General features: G+C 67.2%; 20 protein-coding genes and 2 riboswitches. Of the genes, 11 read left to right on the top strand and 9 right to left on the bottom strand.

Annotated features, from left to right (window positions below; genetic code table 11):
• The first annotated feature begins 12 nt into the window (after window positions 1–12).
• Window positions 13–2,124: a chorismate-binding protein gene (locus tag ACHL_RS18215; RefSeq protein WP_043794874.1), complete on the top strand. Its 2,112-nt coding sequence runs from the start codon at window positions 13–15 to the stop codon at window positions 2,122–2,124.
• Window positions 2,125–2,138: 14 nt separating this feature from the next.
• On the opposite strand, the gene cls is transcribed toward ACHL_RS18215, so the two are convergent.
• Entirely contained in the window at window positions 2,139–3,578 is a 1,440-nt protein-coding gene (gene cls, locus ACHL_RS18220) for a cardiolipin synthase (protein ID WP_015938786.1), read from the bottom strand.
• Window positions 3,579–3,708: 130 nt separating this feature from the next.
• On the opposite strand from cls, the gene ACHL_RS18225 reads away from it, so the two are divergent.
• Window positions 3,709–4,638 carry an aminodeoxychorismate lyase gene (locus ACHL_RS18225; protein ID WP_015938787.1) on the top strand — a complete coding sequence of 310 codons (930 nt, stop codon included), beginning with the start codon at window positions 3,709–3,711 and terminating at the stop codon, window positions 4,636–4,638.
• 60 nt (window positions 4,639–4,698) lie between these two features.
• Entirely contained in the window at window positions 4,699–5,163 is a 465-nt protein-coding gene (locus ACHL_RS18230; protein WP_015938788.1) for a pyridoxamine 5'-phosphate oxidase family protein, read from the top strand.
• Window positions 5,164–5,179: 16 nt separating this feature from the next.
• On the opposite strand, the gene ACHL_RS18235 is transcribed toward ACHL_RS18230, so the two are convergent.
• Window positions 5,180–5,884 carry a TetR/AcrR family transcriptional regulator C-terminal domain-containing protein gene (locus tag ACHL_RS18235; protein WP_015938789.1) on the bottom strand — a complete coding sequence of 235 codons (705 nt, stop codon included), beginning with the start codon at window positions 5,882–5,884 and terminating at the stop codon, window positions 5,180–5,182.
• A gap of 225 nt (window positions 5,885–6,109) precedes the next feature.
• Here ACHL_RS18235 and ACHL_RS18240 point away from each other — a divergent pair, with 225 nt between their 5' ends.
• Window positions 6,110–6,364, top strand: coding sequence for a hypothetical protein (locus ACHL_RS18240; protein ID WP_015938790.1), 255 nt, complete (start codon window positions 6,110–6,112; stop codon window positions 6,362–6,364).
• A 147-nt stretch (window positions 6,365–6,511) separates the two neighbouring features.
• Window positions 6,512–7,105: a GNAT family N-acetyltransferase gene (locus ACHL_RS18245; protein ID WP_015938791.1), complete on the top strand. Its 594-nt coding sequence runs from the start codon at window positions 6,512–6,514 to the stop codon at window positions 7,103–7,105.
• Window positions 7,106–7,142: 37 nt separating this feature from the next.
• On the opposite strand, the gene opgC is transcribed toward ACHL_RS18245, so the two are convergent.
• Window positions 7,143–9,623: an OpgC domain-containing protein gene (gene opgC, locus ACHL_RS18250; protein ID WP_015938792.1), complete on the bottom strand. Its 2,481-nt coding sequence runs from the start codon at window positions 9,621–9,623 to the stop codon at window positions 7,143–7,145.
• A gap of 239 nt (window positions 9,624–9,862) precedes the next feature.
• Window positions 9,863–9,977: riboswitch (SAM riboswitch) on the top strand.
• A 13-nt stretch (window positions 9,978–9,990) separates the two neighbouring features.
• Between opgC and ACHL_RS18255 the strand changes: the two genes are divergently transcribed.
• Genes ACHL_RS18255 through ACHL_RS18265 form a run of 3 tightly spaced genes read left to right on the top strand, consistent with a single transcriptional unit; the run spans window position 9,991 to window position 11,885 of the window.
• Entirely contained in the window at window positions 9,991–10,269 is a 279-nt protein-coding gene (locus tag ACHL_RS18255; protein WP_015938793.1) for a DUF1737 domain-containing protein, read from the top strand.
• Window positions 10,266–10,676: a rhodanese-like domain-containing protein gene (locus tag ACHL_RS18260; RefSeq protein ID WP_015938794.1), complete on the top strand. Its 411-nt coding sequence runs from the start codon at window positions 10,266–10,268 to the stop codon at window positions 10,674–10,676. Before ACHL_RS18255 ends, ACHL_RS18260 begins: the two co-directional genes overlap by 4 nt.
• Window positions 10,677–11,885: an O-succinylhomoserine sulfhydrylase gene (locus ACHL_RS18265; RefSeq protein ID WP_015938795.1), complete on the top strand. Its 1,209-nt coding sequence runs from the start codon at window positions 10,677–10,679 to the stop codon at window positions 11,883–11,885.
• A 6-nt stretch (window positions 11,886–11,891) separates the two neighbouring features.
• Here ACHL_RS18265 and ACHL_RS18270 read toward each other — a convergent pair whose 3' ends face one another.
• Window positions 11,892–13,112, bottom strand: coding sequence for a glutamate--cysteine ligase 2 (locus tag ACHL_RS18270; RefSeq protein WP_043794232.1), 1,221 nt, complete (start codon window positions 13,110–13,112; stop codon window positions 11,892–11,894).
• A 66-nt stretch (window positions 13,113–13,178) separates the two neighbouring features.
• Window positions 13,179–14,702: a UDP-N-acetylglucosamine 1-carboxyvinyltransferase gene (locus ACHL_RS18275; protein ID WP_015938797.1), complete on the bottom strand. Its 1,524-nt coding sequence runs from the start codon at window positions 14,700–14,702 to the stop codon at window positions 13,179–13,181.
• A 181-nt stretch (window positions 14,703–14,883) separates the two neighbouring features.
• Here ACHL_RS18275 and ACHL_RS18280 point away from each other — a divergent pair, with 181 nt between their 5' ends.
• A complete protein-coding gene (locus ACHL_RS18280) occupies window positions 14,884–15,732 on the top strand; it encodes a glycoside hydrolase family 25 domain-containing protein (RefSeq protein WP_015938798.1) in 849 nt (282 codons plus the stop codon).
• A 4-nt stretch (window positions 15,733–15,736) separates the two neighbouring features.
• On the opposite strand, the gene ACHL_RS18285 is transcribed toward ACHL_RS18280, so the two are convergent.
• The 3 genes from ACHL_RS18285 to ACHL_RS18295 are packed head-to-tail and all read right to left on the bottom strand — an operon-like array spanning window position 15,737 to window position 18,710.
• Window positions 15,737–16,537 (bottom strand): energy-coupling factor transporter transmembrane component T family protein, encoded by an 801-nt coding sequence (locus tag ACHL_RS18285; protein ID WP_015938799.1) that lies wholly within the window; start codon window positions 16,535–16,537, stop codon window positions 15,737–15,739.
• Entirely contained in the window at window positions 16,534–18,087 is a 1,554-nt protein-coding gene (locus tag ACHL_RS18290) for an ABC transporter ATP-binding protein (protein ID WP_015938800.1), read from the bottom strand. The genes ACHL_RS18285 and ACHL_RS18290 overlap by 4 nt, the downstream gene beginning before the upstream one ends.
• Window positions 18,087–18,710 (bottom strand): ECF transporter S component, encoded by a 624-nt coding sequence (locus ACHL_RS18295; protein WP_015938801.1) that lies wholly within the window; start codon window positions 18,708–18,710, stop codon window positions 18,087–18,089. The genes ACHL_RS18290 and ACHL_RS18295 overlap by 1 nt, the downstream gene beginning before the upstream one ends.
• A gap of 66 nt (window positions 18,711–18,776) precedes the next feature.
• Window positions 18,777–18,914, bottom strand: a riboswitch (TPP riboswitch).
• A 278-nt stretch (window positions 18,915–19,192) separates the two neighbouring features.
• Between ACHL_RS18295 and ACHL_RS18300 the strand changes: the two genes are divergently transcribed.
• Both ACHL_RS18300 and ACHL_RS18305 read left to right on the top strand, forming a co-directional pair.
• The gene (locus ACHL_RS18300) at window positions 19,193–21,385 is read left to right on the top strand and encodes a hypothetical protein (protein ID WP_015938802.1); all 2,193 of its coding nucleotides are present in this window, start codon (window positions 19,193–19,195) and stop codon (window positions 21,383–21,385) included.
• Window positions 21,386–21,443: 58 nt separating this feature from the next.
• A complete protein-coding gene (locus ACHL_RS18305; RefSeq protein ID WP_015938803.1) occupies window positions 21,444–21,707 on the top strand; it encodes a DUF4235 domain-containing protein in 264 nt (87 codons plus the stop codon).
• A 28-nt stretch (window positions 21,708–21,735) separates the two neighbouring features.
• Here ACHL_RS18305 and mnhG read toward each other — a convergent pair whose 3' ends face one another.
• Entirely contained in the window at window positions 21,736–22,146 is a 411-nt protein-coding gene (gene mnhG, locus ACHL_RS18310; protein ID WP_015938804.1) for a monovalent cation/H(+) antiporter subunit G, read from the bottom strand.
• Window positions 22,147–22,149 lie beyond the last annotated feature (3 nt).

Here is a 22,149-nt window from a genome sequence, read left to right on the forward strand (position 1 = left end):
ACGCTCTACTCCATGAGCCCAGCCCCCGTCATCATCGCCCTTGACGGACGCTCGGGCGCAGGCAAGACCACCCTCGCCGTGGAACTGGCCGCGCGCCTGCGGGCGCGCCATAAAGTGTCGCTGTTCCACCTCGAGGACATCTATCCGGGCTGGAACGGCCTGGCCGCCGGCATCGAACGCTACGTCAGCACCGTCCTGGGCCCGCTGAGCCGCGGCGAGGCCGCCACCTGGACCAGCTGGGACTGGGAAAAGCATTACGACGGCGGCTCCCGGGTAACACTGCCCGCCGAGATTGTCATCGTGGAGGGAGTGGGTGCCGCGGCCGCCGCCGCCCGGCCGTTCCTGGGCGCGGCCATCTGGGCGGACTCCCCGGAGGACGTCCGGCGCACGCGCGCGCTGCAGCGGGACGGCGAAACCTACGAGCCCTACTGGGACCAGTGGGCGGCCCAGGAGTCCGAATGGCTGGCCGGGGACGATGTTCCCGGCGCGGCGGACCTGCACATCAGGAACGTGGCAGACGGCAGCGCACCGGAGGACGTGCTGCAACTCCTGCCGTACCTCCCGGCGCTGGCACAGGTCCTCGCCCCGGAGCTGTCCGCCCGGCGGGGCCTGAGCCTCCGTGCCGAACGGCTCGACGCACGCCCGCAGGCCGCCGAACTTTTCCATGCCCTGTACGGCACGTCCGCCAACGCCGTCTGGCTCGACTCGTCCAACGCGGGAGCCGCGGATCCCGGCAGTGCGGATCCGAGCACCCGGACGGCCGCCGAACGCAGCCGGTTCAGCATTCTGGCGGACGACGGCGGCACGTTCGGCCAGTCGGTCATGCACCGGTCCGGAGCCAGCCACATCAGCGCCGGCTCCGTCACCGCCACCGTGGACGGACCGTTCTTCCGTTGGCTGGATACCGTGTGGGGCCGCCGGGCGGTCCGCGCCCCGGAGGGCTACCCCGGAGAGTTCACCCTGGGGTGGCTGGGCTACCTGGGCTACGAGCTGAAACGCGAAACCGGCGGCACCGACGTCTCAGCGGCCACGCCGGACGCCGCACTGATCTTCGCCGGACGGGCGGTGGTCCTGGACCACGCGGAAGGCACCGCCTGGCTCCTGGCACTGGACGCCCCGGACGCCGCCGAATGGCTGGACGCCGCACGGGCAGCCGTGCAGCGTGCAGCGGGTGCGCCCGCGGCGTTGGACAGCGGGGACGGCAACGAACCGGCCGGCTCCGGCATTGATGGCGGCAGCACCGCCGTCGGCAGCGCGTCCGTGCCCGTGTTCGCAAGCCGGGACAGCGGAGTGACCTACCGCGAAAAGATCACCAAGTCCCAGCGTGAAATCGCCGAGGGAAACACCTACGAAGTTTGCCTGACCACCACCCTCGCGGCCCGCGTCCCGGGAGGCACCGTCGACCCGTGGCATACGTACCTGGCACTGCGCCGCCGGAATCCGGCACCGTTCGCCAGCTACCTGGCCTTCGACGGGTTGGCGGTTGCCAGCACGTCGCCGGAACGTTTCCTGCGGATAGCGTCCGACGGCGGCATGCGCGCCGAGCCGATCAAGGGCACCCGCCGCCGGGCTTCCGGCGCCGCTGAGGATGCCGCCCTCCGGACGGAGCTTGCCACCTCGCTGAAGGACCGTGCCGAGAACATCATGATCGTTGACCTGCTGCGGAATGACCTGAGCCATTTCGCTGTCCCCGGCTCCGTGACGGTGAGCCGGCTGTGCGCCATCGAAAGCTACGCCACCGTGCATCAGATGGTCAGCACTATCGATGCCTCCCTGCCGCCGGGTTCCCCGCGGGCCGAAGCCGTGGCTGCCTGCTTCCCTGCCGGTTCGATGACAGGGGCACCGAAGATCAGCACCATGGCCATCCTCGACCAGCTGGAAGCCGGCCCCCGAGGAATCTATTCGGGGGCCATCGGATACTTCTCGCTGAACGGTGCCACGGACCTGGCCGTCGCCATCCGGACCCTGGTGATCCGCCGGGATGGTGACGGTACTGCGGAACTGAGTCTCGGCGTCGGCGGCGCCATCACGTCCGATTCCGTGCCGGACGAGGAATACGACGAAATCCGCACCAAGGCCTACGGAGTCCTCTCGACGCTCGGCGCAACTTTTCCGGACGCCTGACTCCGCGTGCCTGCCTACTGGACGGTTGCCGTCAGCCTTGCCACGTTGTCCACGTAGCGTGCTGCCAGCGGCCGGTTCAGCCAGTCAGACAGCCGCAACTCATGGGAGATGTCCCGGTACGTGTCCTCCACCCCGCGCATCTTGGCCACGATGTCCGCCCCGAGCAGCATGACGGACACTTCAAGGTTCAAGGAGAACGAGCGCATGTCCATGTTGCTGGAGCCCAGGACGGCCACCTCGTCGTCGATGGTGAAGTGTTTGGCGTGCAGCACGAACGGGGCCTTGTACAGGTAGATCCGCACACCCGCTTCGAGCAGCGCCTCGTAGTAGGACTGCTGGGCGTGGTGGACCAGGAACTGGTCACCCTTTTCGGAGACGAACAGTTCAACGTCCACGCCGCGCTGGGCCGCCGTGGTGATGGCATACAGCAGGGAATCATCCGGGACGAAGTACGGGCTGCAAATGGAAATCCGGTGCTGCGCCGAATAGATCAGGGTGTTGAACAGCCGGAGGTTGTTCTCCGTGCTGAACCCGGGGCCGCTGGGCACCACCTGGGCGGTGACGTGCCCCGGTGCCCGGTCCACGGGAAGCTGCAGCTGGTCCTCCAGCGACTCGTCGGTTTCGCTGAGCCAGTCGGTGGCGAAGACCACGTTCAGGGTGGTGACGATCGGTCCGCGGAGGCAGGCCATCAGCTCAACCCATTCCCGGCCTGCCTTCCGGTGGCGGGGATTGTTATAGGAGGGCTCAATGAGGTTCTGTGAGCCGGTGAAGGCCACCTCACCGTCCACCACCATGATCTTGCGGTGGTTCCGGAGGTCCGGCCGGCGCCACTGTCCGTGGATGGGCAGCAGCGGCAGCATGCGCTTCCACTGGATCTTGCCGGCCTTGAGCCGCTTGAGGAGGTTCTTGTATCCCTTGACCCGCAGCGTGCCGATATGGTCGAAAAGAACCCGCACTTCCACGCCGCGTTCAGCAGCTTCCTCCAGGGCGGTCAGCAGCTCGTCCGTGATGTGGTCCGTGCTCATGATGTAGAACTCGGCGTTGACGAATTTCTTCGCTTTGCGCACTGCCTGGGTCATGGCCAGGATCGAGTCCGGGTAACCGGGCAGGAGGTCCACCGTGTTTCCGTCCACCATGGGCAGCGAACCCAGCCGGCGGTTCAGTTCCCCGGCCGACTTCACCCATTCAGGGCCCTGGTAGTCGCTCTCGGCATCCGAGAGTGCCGTGATACCCGCCTGCACCCGCTCATTGACCTGCTGCTGCTGCTCGCGGCGCCGGCTGGACAGCCTGAAGTTGCCGAAAAGCAGGAAGAGGATGATGCCCACGAAGGGCACGAAGAAGATGCCCAGCAGCCAGGCCATGGCCGTGGTGGGGCGCCGGTTGCCCGGGATGATTCCCAGGGCCAGGATCCTGATGGCGAGGTCTGCCACGCCGAGGATCACCACTACCCACATCGGCGCGGTGCCGGCAAGCGAAAATGGCCACAACACGAGATAACCCCCGGAAGATGAGCTCCCGGCGGACCGTTTCCGTCCGGGGCGTTCCGCCCAGCTTATCCGCGCGGCGCCGCACTAAGCTGGAGCCATGACCTCTCCCGCTTCCGTGGTACTCGTTTTCCTTGATCCCGCCTTCCCCGACGGCCGGCTGGCCGACGCCGCCCAGCCGCAGCTGATGGTCACGGACCAGGGCGCCACCAGGGGCGATGGCATCTTCGAAACGATGCTCGCCGTGCGCGGGTCAGTCCGAAAAATCCAGGCCCACCTGGACCGCCTGGACGGCTCCGCGGCGGCGCTGGACCTCAGCATCCCGGGCCAGGATGACTGGCGGCGGGCCATTGCCACTGCCATTGCCGAACACCAGGCGCAGTACCCGGCCCCCGATGCGGGCGACGATGAACTGGTGGTCAAGCTGGTGGTCACCCGCGGCGTTGAAGGTGCGGGCTCCCCCACCGCCTGGGTGCAGGTCTCCCCTGCTCCGGCCGCCGGCCGCCGCCAACGGGAAACAGGCATCGACGTCATCCTCCTTGACCGCGGGTACGACAGTGACGTTGCCGAGCGTGCGCCGTGGCTGCTCATGGGCGCCAAGACGCTCTCCTACGCCGTCAACATGGCCGCCCTGCGCCATGCCCGCAGGCAGGGCGCAGACGACGTCATCTTCCTGTCCTCGGATGGCCGCGTGCTTGAGGGCCCCACGTCCACGGTGCTGCTGGCGCACGTGGAGGAGTCCGCTGACGGGACGGCCATCAAGCGCCTCATCACGCCGCAGCTGGACAGCGGCATCCTGCCCGGAACATCGCAGGGGGCCCTCTTCACCGCGGCAAAGGCGGCGGGCTGGGAACTGGGCTACGGACCCCTGGAACCGCAGGACCTGCTGGATGCCGACGCGGTCTGGCTGATCTCCAGTGTCCGCCTCCTCGCCCCGGTCAACACGATCGACGGCAAGCAGATCGGTACCCCGGCGCTGCAGAAGGAGCTGACGGCTGAGCTCACGGGGCTTTACGCCGGAATCCAATAGCACTGAAACAAGTGGTGAAGTCCCTTTTCCGCGTGCTGCTTCGCCCGTAAGGTGTGGACCATGGACTCGCCAAAGCTGCCAATCGAAAACCTTTCCTTTGACGACTGCTGGGAACTCCTGGCTGACGACACCCTGGGCAGGCTCGCCATCGTCGTCGACGGCCACCCCGAGGTATTCCCGGTCAACTACGTTGTAAACCGCCGGAGTATCGCTTTCCGCACGGCGGCCGGCTCGAAGCTGTGGGGTGCCCTGATGGAACGCCCCGCGGCGCTCGAGATCGATGGCTACGATCCCGCCAGCGAGCTTGCGTGGAGTGTGGTGGTGCGCGGCGATACCCAGGTCATCGAGGACCAAGCGGAAATGGACGCCGTGGACGGCCTGGGGCTCGAACCGTGGCAGCCGGGGGAAAAGTCAAACTACATCCGGCTGAACGCTAAGGCACTTACCGGCCGGCGGTTCCAGGTGAACCGTCCGGACGTCTGGAACACCCGGCTGCAGGACCGGCGGCGGGCTTCGTTCGAGTAGCCTTGCCGGCCGCCAGTCAGGCCGTAGGCTGTACCGACAGTTCTGCTTCCAGGCCGGTCAAAAGGATGGTGAGTCCCCTGTCCAGTTCCTCGGAACCGTCGTAGTCCGCCAATGCAGGGGCCAGGGCGCGGAGCCGGGGAAAATCCTTGGCCGGAAGGCGGTGCAATCCGAGGCGGAGCAGCACCTCGTTCTCCTCCGGATCCACCACGAATTCCTGTAGCTCATTGAGGATGTGTCCGTACAGGAAGCCATAGTAGGCCCTGTAAACGTGCAAGGCCCCGGCCGGCGCGAATCCCGCGCGGATAAGCAGCGAAAGGATTTGCTCCAGCGGCCGGAGCGTGCCCAAGGGCCGAAGGCCCAGCGGCGTGGACAGCGGCCTGGTAACGAGGAGCGGCACCACGTTGGGATGCTCGAGGGCCAGGCGGCGCAGGCTGTGCGCGATGTGTCGGAGCTGCGCCTTCCAATCGGGATCATCCGGCTGGACAGGGAGCTCGTCAAGCACCCGTTCCGCCACTCCGTCCAGCAGCGCCGCACGGTTTTCCGCATACCGGTACAGGCTCATGGGGTCCCGGTCCAGTGCTTGGCCCAGGCGCCGCATGGTCAGGGCGTCGACACCCTCGGCATCCACCAATTCCAGGGCTTTTGCGAGCACCCGCTCCTTGCTGAGCGGGGCCTTCCGCTTTACAGAGGCGCCGGGGCCCGCGGAATCTCTGGGAGTCATGGTGTCCGTCCTGGAGCAGGCGCCGGCTTCCGGGACGGAATAGTCAAGACGCTTGCTGTATTTGTAGTCTACGCGTAAAGTCTACAACGTAGACATGCGGCTGCGCGGCCCTTGGGCCAGATTGCAAGTGCCCACCGTCACGCTCCATCGCCCCGTGCAGGGCGCCGGAGGTTCGCCGCTATAGCCGAATGGCGACACCATTGCACTTAGCGAAGGGAAGCCGTCATGGCCAATTCGCAGTTTGACCTGTTCCTACAGGAAGCCACCTACCTCGACGACACCACTGAACATGGCCTGAACCGTGACCGCCTGTTCGGGCTCTACACCAGCTGGTGCTTCATCAACCAGCACTCCCCGGGCGCGGAGCCGCAGTTCTGGGCAGAAATGAAACACCGCATCAACCCGCGGCACAACCGCCTGCGGATGAAGGGACCGGCTGCTGCGGACTACATCGTCGCCAGCTACCCCGGCCTCGTCTGAACCGCAACGGGATACACCGGAACCAATGCTGTGGCACCACGTGTGCCACAGCATTTTTCGTTTAATGCGGGCAGCACCCGGCGTTGCGGGAACCCCGCAGCCGCCGCGGACTGCAGCTCCCACCTGGCGGCACGGCACAATCGGAGGATGGACAATCCAGGTTTCCCGCCAGCCGACAAGCCGGAGGAACTGCTCCACGGCGTGGGTATCCGGCTGCTTCATGCCACTGACGCGGACGCCCTCGCAGAGGCGTACGTCCGGAACAGGCAGCACCTGGCGCCGTGGGAACCCTGCCGGCCCGAGGCCTTCTTCACCGCATCCCTTCAGCGGGAGCTGATCCGGGCCAAACGTGAGCAGCTGGAGTTGGGCACGGAGGTCCCCTGGGTCCTCATCAAGGATTCCGGCGGCTTACCGGCGGGCCAGCGCATTATCGGCACCGTCACCCTCACCGGGATCGTCCGCGGTCCGTTCCTCAGCGCCAACCTTGGTTACTGGGTGGACCACGGCCTCCTGGGGCGGGGCGTCGGCACGGCTGCTGTCCGGTTCGCAGCCGCGTACGCGCAGACGGAACTTGGCCTTCACCGCCTCCAGGCTGCCACCCTGCTGCACAACGCGGCGTCGCGGCGGATCCTGGGCGGGGCAGGGTTCCTTGAGATCGGAGTGGCACCGGAGTACCTGCAGATCGCCGGAGCATGGCAGGACCACCTGCTGCACCAGCTCATCCTGCCGTACGGGCCATGAACGTCGACGTTCCACGCCAGGGTCCCGCACGCGGTGCCTAGGTGGGAATGATCTTGAAGAGGAACTTCGTCCGGACCATCGCCCACAGGAGGCCGAGGACCACGGCGTAGGCCGCGGTGTTGAGCAGCACGTTCTCCTGCTGGAGCGCGGGGATGTTGGCCACCACGGCGATCAGCACCACGTGCATGATGAACACGTAGAGGGTGGCCCGCCCCAGGGGGATCAGGAACCAGCCCAGCACCCGCTCGATGGGTTTCCAGTACGCCGTCAGGAGCGCGTAGGCCGCCACCACCAGGATCAGCACGTTGAGCAGGCGGCCCGGAGCCAGGTAGGTGCGGGCGAAGAGTGCGTCGTACATGGCCCGGTACGCCGTGTCCGGGATGAGGGCCAGGCGGACGTCGAAGCCGTTGGCAAGGTAGGGGTTGCCCCAGGACAGGAAAGCGAAGAGCAGTGCGACGGCGGTGCATGCCGCTACCAGCCACGTCCGCGCAGACAGCCACGCCACGATGGCCCGCCGGTGGTAGCCGGCCACCAGCCCGATGACGAACAGGACCTGCCAAACGAGCAGCGGGAACGAATCCTCGAACTGCGAGGGCAGCAGCCGGAAGCGTGTGATGGAGCCGACGGCGTAGAGCCCCAGCGTTCCGGCCAGTACCCAGACGGCCTTGCCGCGGCTCAGCGCGGCAAGCACCAGCGGGCTGACCAGCAGCAGCACCACATAGAGGCCCATGACGTTAAACTGCCACGGGCCAAACTGCAGCAGGAGGACGGCTGGAAGGATTTGCGGCGGCACCGGGAACTGGAAGAGGGATTCCATCCCGGCGTAAAGATCGTAGGTGCGGCCGGCTCCCTGGTGGCCGGCGCCGCCGGTCCCCTGGTCCACAAACGTGGTGAGGGCCTCGGTCCGGAAAATGGGCAGCATCGACACCAGGAAGACTCCGACCAGGACCACCAGCGCCGTCAGGTACAGCTTGCCGGCGCGGCGGGACGTCAGGTCCAGCACGGTGCCAAAGTCTTCACGGACCCGGGGGCCGTAGACCATGCCCACCACCAGCCCGGAGAACAGCACAAACAGTTCGGCGCCGCTGACGAAGCCCACAGCCTCCTGGGTCAGCAACTGGAACAGCGATGTCATTCCCAGGTGGTTGACCACCACGAAGACGATGGCCATTCCGCGGAGCAGGTCCACCCGGGAATCCCGCTTGGAGGGGTCGCCGTAGCCCCAGGCGGTGGCGGCGTTGACCCTGCGGGGAATTTGCCAGAGGGCCACCAGCAGGAGGATCAGCGCCGCCCCCACGGTCCAGGCCGCCGCACCCGTCAGGGTATTGGCGCGGACATAAGTGCCGCCGGCGCCCACCTCCGTGACGGGGCCTGTGACCATGGGCGAGGACCCCAGCCTGGCGCGGGCAGCTTCCGCCACCGCGGAATTGCCGGTCAGCAGCCAACTGATGCTCGCCACACCGGTGTCCCGGGTGCTGGTCCTTTCGTCCCACACCACCAACGCTGTCTTCGCGAACTCGGGAGACGTGGCTGCCCCCACCACCTGGTCGAACCAGCCGGCCTTGATGTCCACCTCGGAGGCGCCCCCGGAGGCAGGGCTGTAGAAGGCAGCCGTCTGCAGCACGAAGGGTTTGCCGCGTCCGGCGGAGTAGTCGCGGTAGAAATTTTCCCCGCCGGAGGCTGTGAGCATCTCCTGGAGCTCGCCCGCACGGGGCACCGTGTTCACGGCGGCGCCGCCGGCCGTATCGTCGTGGAAGGCGGTCAGGCCCACCCAGTCAACGGCGTCATCACCTGGATAGTAGGGGCCGTAGGCGCTGTCCGCGCCGTCCCAGGTTCCGTCACCGTTGGTGTCGAGCAGCGCGAAGCCCTCGCTGCCCGGGGCTGGTGCGTTCCTGCTCCGGGCAAACGGATAGTCCTTGCCAAGGTACGGCTCCCACACCATCAGCGGGCCGCCGTCGGACTTCTTGATTGCCGCCGACACCGCACGGAAGGCGTCCCGGTAGGCGCCGGGCTGCTGGCCCCATTCCACCCAGCTGGTATTCATATCCGGGGCAAACCGAATGAGCACCTGGCCGGCAAAGCCCGACGTCAAGCGCCGCACTTCCCCGGCAAAGGAGGCCGCCGCAGCGTCATCGATCTGGTCGAGGGGCACACTGGGCTTCACGGTGAACATCGCATGCGAACCCTGCAGTGACGCCTGCTCGAGGAAGCCCCGGAGGTTGTTCTGCTCCGACGGGCGGTACGGCAGGGCGAGATCGTGCCCGTAGACGGCGGGAGATGCCCCGAGCCGTTCGGCGAAGCCCGCAGCGGAATCCTCGCCCCATTCCAGCATTGCCCCGAGCAGGGGTTTTCCTTCGTCCGGGTTGAGGTCCGCAGCGCGCGCCGGGGCGGCAGGCAGCACCACGGCGCAGGCTGCCAGCAGGAGGGCCGCGAGGATTGGCCAGACTTTCGGCGGAGCCGGGCGGGACGGACGGCCCGAAGGTTCGGTGCGTCGTCGCGCGGATGTACGCGTGCTCATGGAACCCCCCGGTGCCGAAGACCTGTTGGGGCAGCGGCCCCACCAGTACATTATCGGTCGGCGCCCGCCGGGAAAGCATGCGGAAGGCAGTGTAAAGCGCGCCCACCTGCGGCGATACCGGCGTCGGGCGCTGTCCGGAAAGTGCCCGGCACTCCTGTGACCCCTTGTTTCCGGTTCAGTTACGGAAGATGACGGCGGCGGCGGTGCGGCTCCCGGCGGCAGGTGTTACGTTTTTGGGGAGTAATGAGTACCGGCGCCAAGCCCTGACTGGCCGGTCGGCAACCCTCCTTCCACGGCGGGGTGCCTCAGGTGAATACTCGGCATATCGACCGATTCGAGCTGCAAGCGTGAGAGAAGGAGATCCGTCATGTCTGACGCACCTGCCCCTGAAGAGAAACTGTCCTACCGCCTGCTGAGCGGCCCGGACGACCGCGCCTTTTGCGAGCGGATCTCGGCCGCCCTGGCGGAAGGGTACGTGCTGCACGGCAGCCCGGCAGTGACCTTCAACGGCAGCAGCGTCATCGTGGCCCAGGCCGTGGTGCTCCCCGCAGCCATCGCCTCCGCTGATGCCGCCGTCGCCACCGCTGTGGACAGCCTCGAATCTGCCGGCGACGAAGCCGAATTCGACGGCGAGGGCCACGCATGAGCTACGCAGGAGACCTGACGCCCCAGGAGGCGTGGGCCAAGCTGGAGCAGGGCGCCATCCTGGTGGATGTCCGCACTGAGGGCGAATGGGCCCACATTGGCATCCCGGACACCAAGGCCACGGACAACGATCCCCTGTTCATCCAGTGGACATTCCCGGGCGGCATCCCCAACCCGGAATTCATCACGGACCTTGAGCAGCAGGGACCGGAGAACCGCAGTACTGAACTGCTCTTCCTGTGCCGCTCAGGCCAGCGCTCCATCGCGGCGGCCACGGCGGCCACCCAGGCGGGCTTCACCTCCTACAACGTCCTGGAAGGCTTCGAAGGCGAACCGGACCGTTACGGCGAACGCACCGTCAACGGCTGGAAGAACCGCGGCCTGCCCACCAACCTCGGAAAGAATTAAGTGACCTTCAACGAAGACGCCGCCGGCTGGAACCCTGACACCCAGGCCGTCCGCGGCGGGCTGGACCGCACCAACTTCCAGGAAACATCCGAGGCGATTTTCCTCAACTCCGGCTTCGTGTACGAATCCGCCGCCGCTGCCGAACGCGCCTTCACCGGCGAGGACGAACGCTTCGTCTACTCCCGTTACGGCAACCCCTCGGTGGCCACGTTCCAGGAACGCCTCCGCCTGCTGGAGGGAACCGAAGCGTGCTTTGCGACGGCGTCCGGCATGTCCGCCGTCTTCACGGCCCTCGGCGCGCTGCTGGCTGCCGGGGACCGCGTGGTGGCCGCCCGCTCGCTGTTCGGCTCCTGCTTTGTGATCCTCAACGAAATCCTGCCGCGGTGGGGCGTGGAGACCGTATTCGTCGACGGCCCGGACCTGGACCAGTGGCGCTCCGCCCTGTCCGAGCCCACCACCGCTGTCTTCTTCGAGTCCCCGTCGAACCCCATGCAGGAGATCGTGGACATCGCCGCGGTCAGCGAGCTGGCGCACGCAGCGGGCGCCACAGTGGTGGTGGACAACGTCTTCGCCACTCCCCTGCTGCAGCGCTGCGCCCAGCTCGGCGCCGACGTGGTGGTGTACTCCGGCACCAAGCACATCGATGGCCAGGGCCGCGTGCTGGGCGGCGCCATCCTGGGCACGAAGGAATTCATTGACGGCCCCGTCAAGCAGCTGATGCGCCACACCGGGCCGGCCCTGTCCGCCTTCAACGCCTGGGTGCTCACCAAGGGCCTGGAGACCATGGGACTGCGGGTCAGCCACTCCTCGGCCACCGCATTGCGGCTCGCCGAATGGCTGGAACAGCAGCCCGCCGTCAGCTGGGTGAAGTACCCGCTGCTGAAGTCCCACCCGCAGTATGAGCTCGCGGCCAGGCAAATGAAGGCCGGCGGTACGGTGCTCACCCTTGAACTGGCGCCATCGGGCGGCCGCACCGGCAAGGAGGCGGCGTTCGCGCTGCTGGACGCGCTGCGGGTCATCGACATCTCCAACAACCTGGGCGACTCCAAGTCCCTCATCACCCACCCTGCCACCACCACGCACCGGGCCATGGGTCCGGAGGGCCGGGCCGCTATTGGCCTGACGGACGGCGTGGTGCGCCTGTCCGTGGGGCTGGAGGACGCCGAGGACCTTATCCGCGACCTGGAACAGGCCCTGAAGCAGATCTAGGGTTCTTCAGGACTGCCGCACCCGCAGCAGTTCGGGAACGGTGTCCACTTCCGAAGGGTCGAGGGCGTCGCGCATGGTCACCCGCACGGCATGCTTCACCACGGCGCCGAAGCCGAAGTCTTCGGGCTGGCCTGCCAGCGCCTTTTCCCGCACCTGGCGCTGCTCCGCCGATCCCGTGCCGCGGGCGAGGATGTCCTCCACGCCTTGCCGGGCCAGTGCCAGCTCACCCTGCTCGTCCAGCACTGGAGCGAGGTAATCCACCAGTGACCGGACCACGTCAGCAGCGGGGGCCGGACGGAAGTTGCCAAAGTCCAGCAGCTCGCCCGTGAGCCCGGAGTTGCTGGCCTGCCACGAGGCCATCCGCAGCAGGACCGTGGGGACCGGCGCCGGGTCCACGCCGTCGCGCCATTCCCTGCTGGCAGACTCCACTAGGGCCCGCACAAGGCAGGCGATCAGTGCGGCGTCGTCGGCACGCAGGCAGACATCCGCCACCCGGACCTCCACCGTGGGGTGGTTCCGCGAAAGCCGCGCGTCAAAGTACAGCATGCCTTCGTCCAGCATCACGCCGCTGTCCAGGAGCCTGGTCACCACCCTGCGGTAGGCGGCGTAGGTGCCGTAGACGGCCGCGGGCCCGGATGTTGGCCACCGGTTCCAGGCCTGGGTCCGGAAACTTTCAAAGCCCGTCGGCTGCCCGTTCCAGAAGGGCGAGTTGGCGCTCAGGGCCGTCAGGACGGCCAGCTTGTCCCTGATCCGGTCCAGCACGGCCACGCCCTCGTCCGGCGACGCGATGTAGGTGTGGACGTGGAAGCCGCAGGTCAGCTGCTCCTGCGCCGTGAGGCCAAAGCGTTCCAGCATCCTGGCGTACCGCGGATCGGGGGTGGTGTGGCTGTTCAGGCCCAGCGGCGAGGTGGCCAGCGCCGCCACCCGGGCATGGTTCTTCTGTGCGGCCTGATCGGCCAGGGACCGCCCGGCACGGATCTGGTCCAGCAACGTGCCGTAATCCAGGCACGGCCGCGTCTGCGTCTCGATCTGCTCAAGCTTCAACTCGGCACTCAGGCCCATTTCGCCGTCGTCCGCCTTGTCCTTGGCGGCCTGCGCCTGCGGAAGCTGCGGCAGATCATCTGCTGCCACGTGCCGACCGGACAGGAGCGCGTCAGCAAGGGCGAGCGGTTCGCCGGACTCCGGATCAACAATCAGGAGCTCTTCCTCAACGCCGAAGGTACGCATAGTCACATTCTGCGGCAGGGACGGGACATTTGAAGTGCCCCGCCCCTTCATGACGAAGAGTGAATCTCAGCCCTGGAAGTACTCAATCCTGGCGCCGATGGTGTTCAGCCGCTCGGCCAGGTCCTCATAGCCGCGCTCGATCACGTAGATGTTGCGCAGCTCGGAGACGCCGCGTGCCGCGAGCATGGCCAGCAGCAGGCACGCGGCCGGACGCAGGGCCGGCGGGCAACCCACCTCGGCGGCGCGCCACTTGGTGGGGCCGTTGATGTAGATCCGGTGGGGATCGAGGAGCTGGACCTGCGCGCCGAGCCGGTTCAGCTCCGTCAGGTAGATGGCGCGGTTCTCGTACACCCAGTCGTGGATCATCGTCTGGCCGGTGGCGTTTGCGGCGATCACGGCGAAGAATGGCAGGTTGTCGATGTTGAGGCCGGGGAACGGCATGGGGTGGATCTTGTCCTCCGGGGCCTTCAGCTCCGAGGGCTTGGTGGTCACGTCCACCAGCCGGGTCCGGCCGTTCCGTGCCATGTATTCGCCGGAAATTTCCAGCTGCTGGCCCATCTGCCCCAGCGTGGCCAGCTCGATCTCCATGAACTCGATGGGCACCCGGCGGACCGTGACCTCGGAGTTCGTCACGATGCCCGCGGTGATCAGGCTCATGGCCTCGATGGGGTCTTCGGACGGGAAGTACTCGATGTCGGCGTTGATGACGGGCTTGCCGGTGATCCTCAGCGTGGTGGTGCCCACGCCCTCGATGGTGACGCCCAGCATCTGCAGGTAGAAGCAGAGATCCTGCACCATGTAATTGGGGCTGGCGTTCCGGATGACCGTGGTGCCCTCACGGTGGGCGGCCGCCATGATGGCGTTTTCCGTGACGGTATCGCCGCGCTCGGTGAGGACGAAGGAGCGGTCATGTGAGTCCGCCGCCGGGGCCTGGACGGCGTAGAAACCGGCCGTGGCTTCCACGGACAGGCCGAACTGGCGCAGGGCCTGCATGTGCGGCTCAACAGTGCGGGTGCCGAGGTCGCAGCCACCCGCGTAGGGAAGCCTGTACTCGGCTGACTCGTCCAGCAGGGGGCCCAACAGCATGATGACGCTGCGGGTGCGGCGGGCAGCTTCCACGTCCATAGAGTCGAGGTCCAGGACAGCGGGCCGGCGCAGGCGGAGGTCCGTGGCGTTGAGCCAGGTGCATTCCACTCCGATGCTGGTCAGCACCTCTACGATGCGGTTGACCTCTTCGATCCGGGCCAAGCGGCGCAGGACGGTGGTGCCGCGGTTAATGAGGCTGGCGCACAGCAGGGCAACGCCGGCGTTCTTGCTGCTGTTGACATCAACCGCGCCGGACAGGGTGCGGCCGCCCTCCACGCGAAGGTGCGTCATCTGCGGCTTGCCCACGTTGACGATGCTCCGGTCGAAGATGGCCTCAAGGCGCTGGATCATCTTCAGGCTCAGGTTCTGTTTACCCTGTTCCATCCGGGCCACGGCACTTTGGCTGGTACCCAGCTCGGCGGCCAGCTGGCCCTGGGTCCAGCCTTTCTCGCTCCGGGCGTTCCTGAGCATGACGGCAACGTGTTCAGCGGTTTCCTGAGTCATGCAGCGAATATATCATTTATGAGTTTTTGATGGCCAATTCGGCGGATCACAGGTCCGTCAAGGCGGTCCGTTATCTTTTCTATGCGATAGGGGGAGTGTGCGGCGTTGCGCCTTGTCCTCGCCGTGATACCGCGGGAGACTGGAATATAGGTTTTTTCAAGCAATAAACGGAGCCCCACACATGCCCCGGACTCGAGCCCACCTGCCAGTGTTCAGGCTGGCATGGCTGCTGGTGGCAGCAGTACTCTTCACCTGCGCCGGGCCGGCGTTGGCGGATCCGGCTGATCCCCCGGCAGGGCCGCAGGGCGGCAGCAGCAGCCAGTCCCTCCTCGGCAACGATGTCTCCTGGCCGCAGTGCGGCACGGAACTGCCAAAAGACCAGGCGTTCGCCATCGTGGGCGTCAATAACGGTTTGGCCAACAACACCAACCCGTGCCTGCAGGAACAGCTCGAATGGGCCGAATCGTCATCCGGAGCGGTGGCCTCGCAGCCCAAGGCACAGCTCTACATCAACACAGCCAATCCCGGGCGCGCCGGTTCCTGGTGGCCGGTCAGCGACGAATACCCCACCGGCTCAAAGGTGCACAACCCGTACGGCTCCTGCAAGGCCGGGGACTATGGCACGGCCTGCGCGTACATGTACGGGTACGCCAAGGCCTTTGACGCGGCCTACGTCCGCGGCGTGACCGATCCCGCGGATTACGTCTGGTGGCTGGATGTGGAGACCGAAAACACCTGGTCCGGCAGCAAGGATGCCAACCGCACCGTGCTGGAAGGCATGACGGATTTCTTCCACAGCATCGACGCAGCGGGGGTGGGGATCTACTCCACCGGCCAGCAGTGGCACAGGATCGTGGGAAATGTCAGCCCCTCCAGCAACCTCTACCCCTTGCCCAGCTGGCTGGCGGGTTCCCGCAATGCGGACTCAGCGGCCACCGCGTGTGCGAAATCCCCGCTGACGGGCGGCGGGAAAGTGGTGCTGACGCAGTTCATCCACGCCGGGCTGGATTACAACCACGCCTGCACCTAGAGGGTCAGTTCCCGGCCCACACCATGTTCCAGGTGCCGGCTGACACTGCCGCCGTAACGGCCACGCCGGCCATCACCAGACCGCCCGCCAGGACCCAAGCATCCAGCAGCGAGTAGGCGGATTCACGGGCCCACGTGCGTGGCCCGCCGCCGAAACCGCGCGCTTCCATGGTGACCGCCAGCCGTGACGCCCGCCTGATCGCCTGGACCAGCAGCCCGAAGCTCTGCCCCAGCGTGGCCTTCACCCGTTGCAGTACGCTGCCGCGGGAGCCAACCCCACGGGCCCGCCGGGCCATCCCGATGGTCTGCCATTCCTCGGCCATCAGCCCCACAAGGCGCATCGCAGCCAGGGTGCCGAGGACGAACCGGTGCGGCAGCCGGGCTTTCTGCGCCAGCGCATCAGCGAGGTCGGTGGGGTCCGTGCAGCTCACCAGGAGTATTGCCGGCAGCGCGATGGCCAGGCCGCGCAGCAGGAAGCCCACGCCGGTCTCCAGCGAGCCCTCGCTCATGGTCCAGATGCCGGCGTCGATCAGCGTCCGGCCACTGTCCGGCGCCAGGATGGAGGTGCTCCAGCCGCCCACCGCGGCAGCGAGGATCAGCGGCCAGCCGCGTTGCCACAGCAGCGCCAGCGTGAGCCCGGCCAGCGGAAACAGCAGCAGCTCGAAGAACAGCGCCACCGATGCGGACACCCAGTCGATGGACAGGGCCAGGACCACGGTGATGAGCACGACGGCGGCCAGCTTGCTCAGCGGGTTGGCGCGGGCCAGGAGCGCAGCGTTTCCGCGAAGGTTCAGTTCCTGCCTCATGGCGCCACCGCTTCCGCCGCTGCAAGTTTGAGCTCCGTGCCGCCAAGGGCAGCGGTGAACTCGGCGTCATGGGTCACGGACACCACTGCCGTTCCGGCGTCCAGGAGTTCGGAGAGGAACGATGCCAGCTCGGCCCAGGTGTTGGCATCCTGGCCGAACGTGGGCTCATCCAGAACCAGGACCTGCGGGCTTGCCGCCAGGACCGTGGCCACGGAAAGCCGCCGCTTTTCGCCGCCGGACAGGGTGTAGGGGTTGGCGTCCACCAGGTGGGTCAGCCGCAGCCGTTCCAGCAGCTCATCAACTCTGTCTTCACCGTGCCCCAGGTGCCGGGGCCCGAACAGCAGTTCGTCCAGGACTTTTCCGGTGACGAACTGGTGCTCCGGTTCCTGGAAGACCGTGCCGATCCGCTCGATCAGCTGTTCGGCTTTCCACTGGTACGGAGTGATTCCGGCACCGCGGCTGAGGTCCGTCGTCGCGGACACTGCCCCGCTGACCGGTTCGAGCAGTCCGGCGAGGGTCAGCGCGAAGGTTGATTTCCCTGCCCCGTTGGGTCCGGTGACGGCGAGGGCCTGCCCCGCGCGTACCTGGGCAGTGATGCCCTCCTGCACCGGCACCGGCGGAACTTTCCGGAAGCCTTTGCGGCGCGGGCGCTGCCGGGAGACGGCCAGGTTTTCGGCGGCCAGCAGGAGGCTTCCGGCGCCGGGGGTCTGTTCCGCAGCCCGCCCGCGGGTGGACGGCACGTACCCGGGAACCCAGACGCCGGCGGCCGTCAGCATGGTCCGCGCTTCGGCCAGCACCCGGTCCGGCGGGCCTTCGAGGAGTACCGCGGGGCTGGCGCCGCTGCCGGGCTGCAGCACCACGATCCTGTCCACGAGGTCCTTCCACACGGACACCCGGTGCTCCACCACCACCAGCGTGGCGCCGGTCTTGTCCAGGCAGCGGGCCACGGCGTCCCGGACGTCGAGCACGCCGGCCGGATCCAGGTTGGCTGTGGGTTCATCGAGCAGGATGAGCCCGGGCCGCATCGCAAGGATGCCTGCCAGCGCCAGCCGCTGCTTCTGCCCGCCGGACAGGGCCGACGTCGGGTGGTCCAGCGGCAGGTGGGACAGGCCGACGTCGGCCAGCGCCTCGTGCACGCGCGGCCAGATGGCGTCGCGGGGCACCGCAAGGTTTTCGGCGCCGAAGGCGACGTCGTCGGCGACCCGGGAGAGGACCACCTGGGTCTCGGGATCCTGCTGCATGAGGCCCGCGCGGCCTCGCTGCCCGCGGGGCGAACCGCCGTCGACCAGCAGCGAACCGGTCTCGTCGGACTCGCCGGCCCCGCCGTCGTCGTCCGTGTCACCCAATACCCCGGCGAGCGCGTGAAGGAGCGTGGACTTGCCTGCCCCCGAGGGGCCAAGCAGGAGTACGCGCTCACCCGGGCTGATGTCGAGGTCGAGGGCGTGGACGGCGGGCTTGGCGCGGCCCGCGTGCCGCCAGCCCCAGCCGCGGGCGGTGACTGCCGCCGGCCGCACCGTGTGGGGTGCGGCGGCGTGGGAAGGTGCCGGCATCAGGAGAAGACGGGCTCCGTAGCGGCCTTCCGGGATGCAAAGGAGCTCAGCACGCCGGTCTTGGCCAGGCCGCGGGTGGCGATCCAAGCGAGCGCGCCGGCGATGATGGCCCCGGAAATGACGGTGCAAACGATGTACACCAATTTGTATTCGCCGGAGTCGGCGACATTCCAGCCCCACGGTGCGAAGGCGTCGTTCAGGCCGCAGAAGAGGCCCGCCGCGGCGCCGGCCAGCAGCGAGGCCGGAAGGTTGAATTTCCGGTAGACGAAGATGGCGAAGATGATCTCGGCGCCCAGGCCCTGGACGAATCCGGAGAACAGCACGGAGGTACCGTAAGGGGATCCCATAAAGAGTTCCCCGGTCGCGGCGACGGTTTCGCAGAACACGGCAGCGCCCGGTTTGCGGATAATGAGCATGCCCAGGACGGCCGGAATCATCCAGCCGCCGGCCAGCAGGCCGGTGAGGGGCGGGTAAACGATTTTGATCGGACCGGACAGGGCTGTCGCTCCCTGGGACCAGGCCCAGAAGATGACGCCGCCGGCGATGGCGATCAGGGCCGCCACCACGATGTCAACGACGCGCCAGGACCTGCTGGCGGGCTTTTTGATTGCTGAAGTAGTCATGTGATCCTCCTGGAAACAGGAGGGGAAAGTGGAGGCGGGTGCCGGCTGCTGCCGCCATTGTCCGCGCACTTCGAGAACTCGACTCCCTTGCGCCGGTACTAACCGGATCAGGTTCGAGGGTCTGCGGCTGTCCGCACTCTCAGCGCCCACCTGCGTTTCCCGGCTGGTGCCGGGGCCGACGGCGGCGCTCCCCTGTCGTTAATGTGTTGATGATGATGCTGTGCATGTCTTGCGGTTGAATGTTTTGAGCCCTCCCGGGCGTGCTCAAGTTTACACCTGGAGGGCGGTAGATTGTGGGCCATGACCGCCAACCAGCCAGATGTGACTGACCCCGACCCCCGCTCCGCCAAGGCAAGCCGGCGGACCCTCGGCTTGGTTGGTTGACACTGCCCGGCGTTCTCACAAGGATTGACTGGGAAAGCGTTTTCTGAGCCGCCTGCTTCCGGACCGGGCCCAGGCCTGAGCCAAGGAGTGCCTGCACCGTGCACAGCCAGCAGACCGTGATCAACCGCGAAGCGCTGGTACGGCGCCACAACGTGGAACAGGACAGCCTCGATCCACGGAGTCCCGTCTCAGTGGGCAACGGTGAATTCTGCTTCACGCTGGACCTGACCGGCATGCAGTCCCTTCCCGGGGAATACCCTGTGGCCGCACGCGACGACCTGCCGCCCGGCACTTTGCTGGGCACGCAGGCACAGTGGGGCTGGCACGCCGTCCCGCCGGAACAGGGATACACCCTTGCCGGTTCCACGGTCCTCTACGATTCACCGCGAGGCCCGGTCCCCTACGTGGACATGGTGGGTGCCATCGTGGATGGCCGCGAAACACAGTCATCACGGGCGGAAACCTGGCTCCGCGCCAACCCCCACCGGCTGGACCTGGGCCGGATCGGTTTTGCGCTCCCGGGCAGGGACGCGCCCGCGCTCACCCGGGACGACATCACCGGCGCGCACCAGGTCCTGGACCTCTGGACGGGCACAGCCACCAGCATCTTCACCCTGCACGGCACCCCGGTTAATGTCACCACAGCGTGCCGGCCGGACAGGGACGAGCTGGGCTTCCGCGTCCTCTCCCCTGCCCTCGCGGACGGCCTCGCCGTATCCCTGGCTTTCCCCTACGGTTCCGAGGCCTGGCACAACGCGGCCGACTGGGACAGTCCTGCAGCACACACCACCACCATTGAAGAACAGCACGGCGGCGGCCCCCACAGGCACTGGCTGATTTCGCGCCGCCTGGACAGTTCCGGATACCAGGTGGCCGTCAGCGGTGCCGGGCTGGAACTTGAGCAGGCCGGCCCGCACGACGTGCTCATCCGGGCCGCCGCAGGGCAGGACAGCCTCGACTTCAGCGTGCACTTCATCAGCACCGGGCAGGGCGACTGCCTTCCACGCGGAAACGGGGGCATCGGCGGGTATGCAGTGCCGGCACCGGAGCCGTTCGTTGACCCTGCCCAGGAGAAGCCGTCGGCACCGGGCAGTGCCGCCATTGCCGCGTCCCGCACGGCGTGGCCGGAATTCTGGAAGTCAGGCGGCGCCGTCGACCTCTCCGGAACAGCCGATCCGCGCGCCGGTGAGATCGAACGCCGGGCAGTACTCTCCCAGTACCTCACCGCCATCAACTGCTCCGGGTCCCTGCCGCCGCAGGAAACAGGGCTGGCCTGCAGCTCGTGGCGCGGCCGCTTCCACCTCGAGATGCACTGGTGGCATGCCGCCCACTTCGCCGCCTGGAACAGGACGGAGCTCCTGCTGCCCGCCCTCCGCTGGTACGCGTCCGTCCTGGAACCCGCCCGGCAGACGGCCAAGGCCCAGGGGTTCGACGGCGTCCGCTGGCCCAAGCAGGTGGGTCCGGACGGGCGGGAAAGCCCCAGCCCCATCGGCACCTTCCTTATCTGGCAGCAGCCGCACCCCATCCATCTGGCGGAACTGGCTTACCGTGCCGAACCATCCCGGGAACTCCTGGAGGAATTCGCCACGGTGGTCCTCGAAACCGCTGAATTCATGGCCTCCTTCGCCCACCCCACGGACCGGGGTTTCGAACTGGGCCCGCCCCTGGTGCCGGCGCAGGAGAGCTACGAATCGGTGCGCGGGACTGTCACCAACCCCACGTTCGAGCTTGCCTACTGGCAGTGGGCACTCCGCGTGGCCAATGTATGGCGGGAGCGGCTGGGGCTCGCTGCTGAGGGCACCTGGGCGGCGGTGGCGGACGGCATGGTCCCGCCAAGGGTGCTGGACGGCGTGTACGCGGCGATCGACGTCGAGCCCTTCACCATCCGCACGGACCACCCCTCCATGCTGTGCGCCCTGGGCGTGCTGCCGCGCACGGACCTGGTGGACCCGGAGATAATGCGGGCCACATTGAATGACGTACTGGCCGGCTGGGACTGGGACAGCACCTGGGGCTGGGACTACCCCGTGATGGCCATGACGGCCGCCCGACTGGAAGACCCGGAAGCCGCCGTGGACGCGCTGTTGATGGACGCGGCGAAGAACCTGGTCCTGCCCAACGGGCACAACCGGCAGACGGCTTCGCTCCCGCTCTACCTGCCCGGCAACGGCGGGCTGCTGGCCGCTGTGGCGCTCATGGCTGCGGGATGGGAAGGCGGCCCGGCGCGGCATGCCCCGGGTTTCCCGCAGGACTGGACAGTGGCATGGGAAGGACTCATCCCCGCGCCGTAGGAACTTAGCCAGTAGGGTGGGGTGCAGACCGTTTTACCGCCCGCAAGGAGTACCAGGAATGAACCTTCTCATCAAGCTGCTCGGCACCGGCGTAAGCCTGGGTGCAGGATTCGCCGGCACCAAGCTGGTCAACACCATCTGGGAAAAGACCACGGGCAACAAGCCGCCCACCGGCAAGGGCGAGGACGTCCCCACCAGCCTTCGCTCGGCCCTGACGTTCGCGCTGATCTCCGCGTTTGTCAGCACCATCATCCAGGTCCTGGCCAACCGCGGCACGCAGCGGGCCATCACCCGTTTCGCCAAGACGCAGGACATCGTCTAAACACCTAAACTGTCCCCGCCGGCTGGCTTCAGCGGGTTGAGCCGTCGTCCTCGCTGCCCTCACGGGCGGCCTGGGCGGCGGCTTTCTGCACTACCGCATCTAGCTCGTCCGAGGTCAGCAGTTCCCGGTGCAGGTGTTTGGTCCGGTACCCGGCGCGGCCCACCATGTGGGCGGACACGGGAACCGTCAGCAGCTGGAAGATCCAAGCCACCACCAGGACCGGCCATACCCACAACGTGCGCATCTGCAGCCCGATGGAGGCCAGCAGCAGGAACAGTCCCAGCACCTGCGGCTTGGTGGCGGCGTGCATGCGGCTCAGCAGGTCCGGGAACCGCAGCAGGCCGATTGCGGCACCCAGGGACATGACGGCTCCCACCACCATGAACACGGCGGACACCACGTCAATCCAGCCGTCCACGCTGGTCAGGTCCGGACTCATCAG

The sequence above is a fragment of the Pseudarthrobacter chlorophenolicus A6 genome, assembly GCF_000022025.1.
Lineage (GTDB): Bacteria > Actinomycetota > Actinomycetes > Actinomycetales > Micrococcaceae > Arthrobacter > Arthrobacter chlorophenolicus.

Excerpts from the sequence above, each read along its gene's own strand:
- ACHL_RS18215 (WP_043794874.1), top strand. The coding sequence starts at position 13 with ATGAGCCCAGCCCCCGTCATCATCGCCCTTGACGGACGCTCGGGCGCA.
- cls (WP_015938786.1), bottom strand. The coding sequence starts at position 3,578 with ATGTGGGTAGTGGTGATCCTCGGCGTGGCAGACCTCGCCATCAGGATC.
- ACHL_RS18225 (WP_015938787.1), top strand. The coding sequence starts at position 3,709 with ATGACCTCTCCCGCTTCCGTGGTACTCGTTTTCCTTGATCCCGCCTTC.
- ACHL_RS18230 (WP_015938788.1), top strand. The coding sequence starts at position 4,699 with ATGGACTCGCCAAAGCTGCCAATCGAAAACCTTTCCTTTGACGACTGC.
- ACHL_RS18235 (WP_015938789.1), bottom strand. The coding sequence starts at position 5,884 with ATGACTCCCAGAGATTCCGCGGGCCCCGGCGCCTCTGTAAAGCGGAAG.
- ACHL_RS18240 (WP_015938790.1), top strand. The coding sequence starts at position 6,110 with ATGGCCAATTCGCAGTTTGACCTGTTCCTACAGGAAGCCACCTACCTC.
- ACHL_RS18245 (WP_015938791.1), top strand. The coding sequence starts at position 6,512 with ATGGACAATCCAGGTTTCCCGCCAGCCGACAAGCCGGAGGAACTGCTC.
- opgC (WP_015938792.1), bottom strand. The coding sequence starts at position 9,623 with ATGAGCACGCGTACATCCGCGCGACGACGCACCGAACCTTCGGGCCGT.
- ACHL_RS18255 (WP_015938793.1), top strand. The coding sequence starts at position 9,991 with ATGTCTGACGCACCTGCCCCTGAAGAGAAACTGTCCTACCGCCTGCTG.
- ACHL_RS18260 (WP_015938794.1), top strand. The coding sequence starts at position 10,266 with ATGAGCTACGCAGGAGACCTGACGCCCCAGGAGGCGTGGGCCAAGCTG.
- ACHL_RS18270 (WP_043794232.1), bottom strand. The coding sequence starts at position 13,112 with ATGCGTACCTTCGGCGTTGAGGAAGAGCTCCTGATTGTTGATCCGGAG.
- ACHL_RS18275 (WP_015938797.1), bottom strand. The coding sequence starts at position 14,702 with ATGACTCAGGAAACCGCTGAACACGTTGCCGTCATGCTCAGGAACGCC.
- ACHL_RS18280 (WP_015938798.1), top strand. The coding sequence starts at position 14,884 with ATGCCCCGGACTCGAGCCCACCTGCCAGTGTTCAGGCTGGCATGGCTG.
- ACHL_RS18285 (WP_015938799.1), bottom strand. The coding sequence starts at position 16,537 with ATGAGGCAGGAACTGAACCTTCGCGGAAACGCTGCGCTCCTGGCCCGC.
- ACHL_RS18290 (WP_015938800.1), bottom strand. The coding sequence starts at position 18,087 with ATGCCGGCACCTTCCCACGCCGCCGCACCCCACACGGTGCGGCCGGCG.
- ACHL_RS18295 (WP_015938801.1), bottom strand. The coding sequence starts at position 18,710 with ATGACTACTTCAGCAATCAAAAAGCCCGCCAGCAGGTCCTGGCGCGTC.
- ACHL_RS18305 (WP_015938803.1), top strand. The coding sequence starts at position 21,444 with ATGAACCTTCTCATCAAGCTGCTCGGCACCGGCGTAAGCCTGGGTGCA.
- mnhG (WP_015938804.1), bottom strand. The coding sequence starts at position 22,146 with ATGAGTCCGGACCTGACCAGCGTGGACGGCTGGATTGACGTGGTGTCC.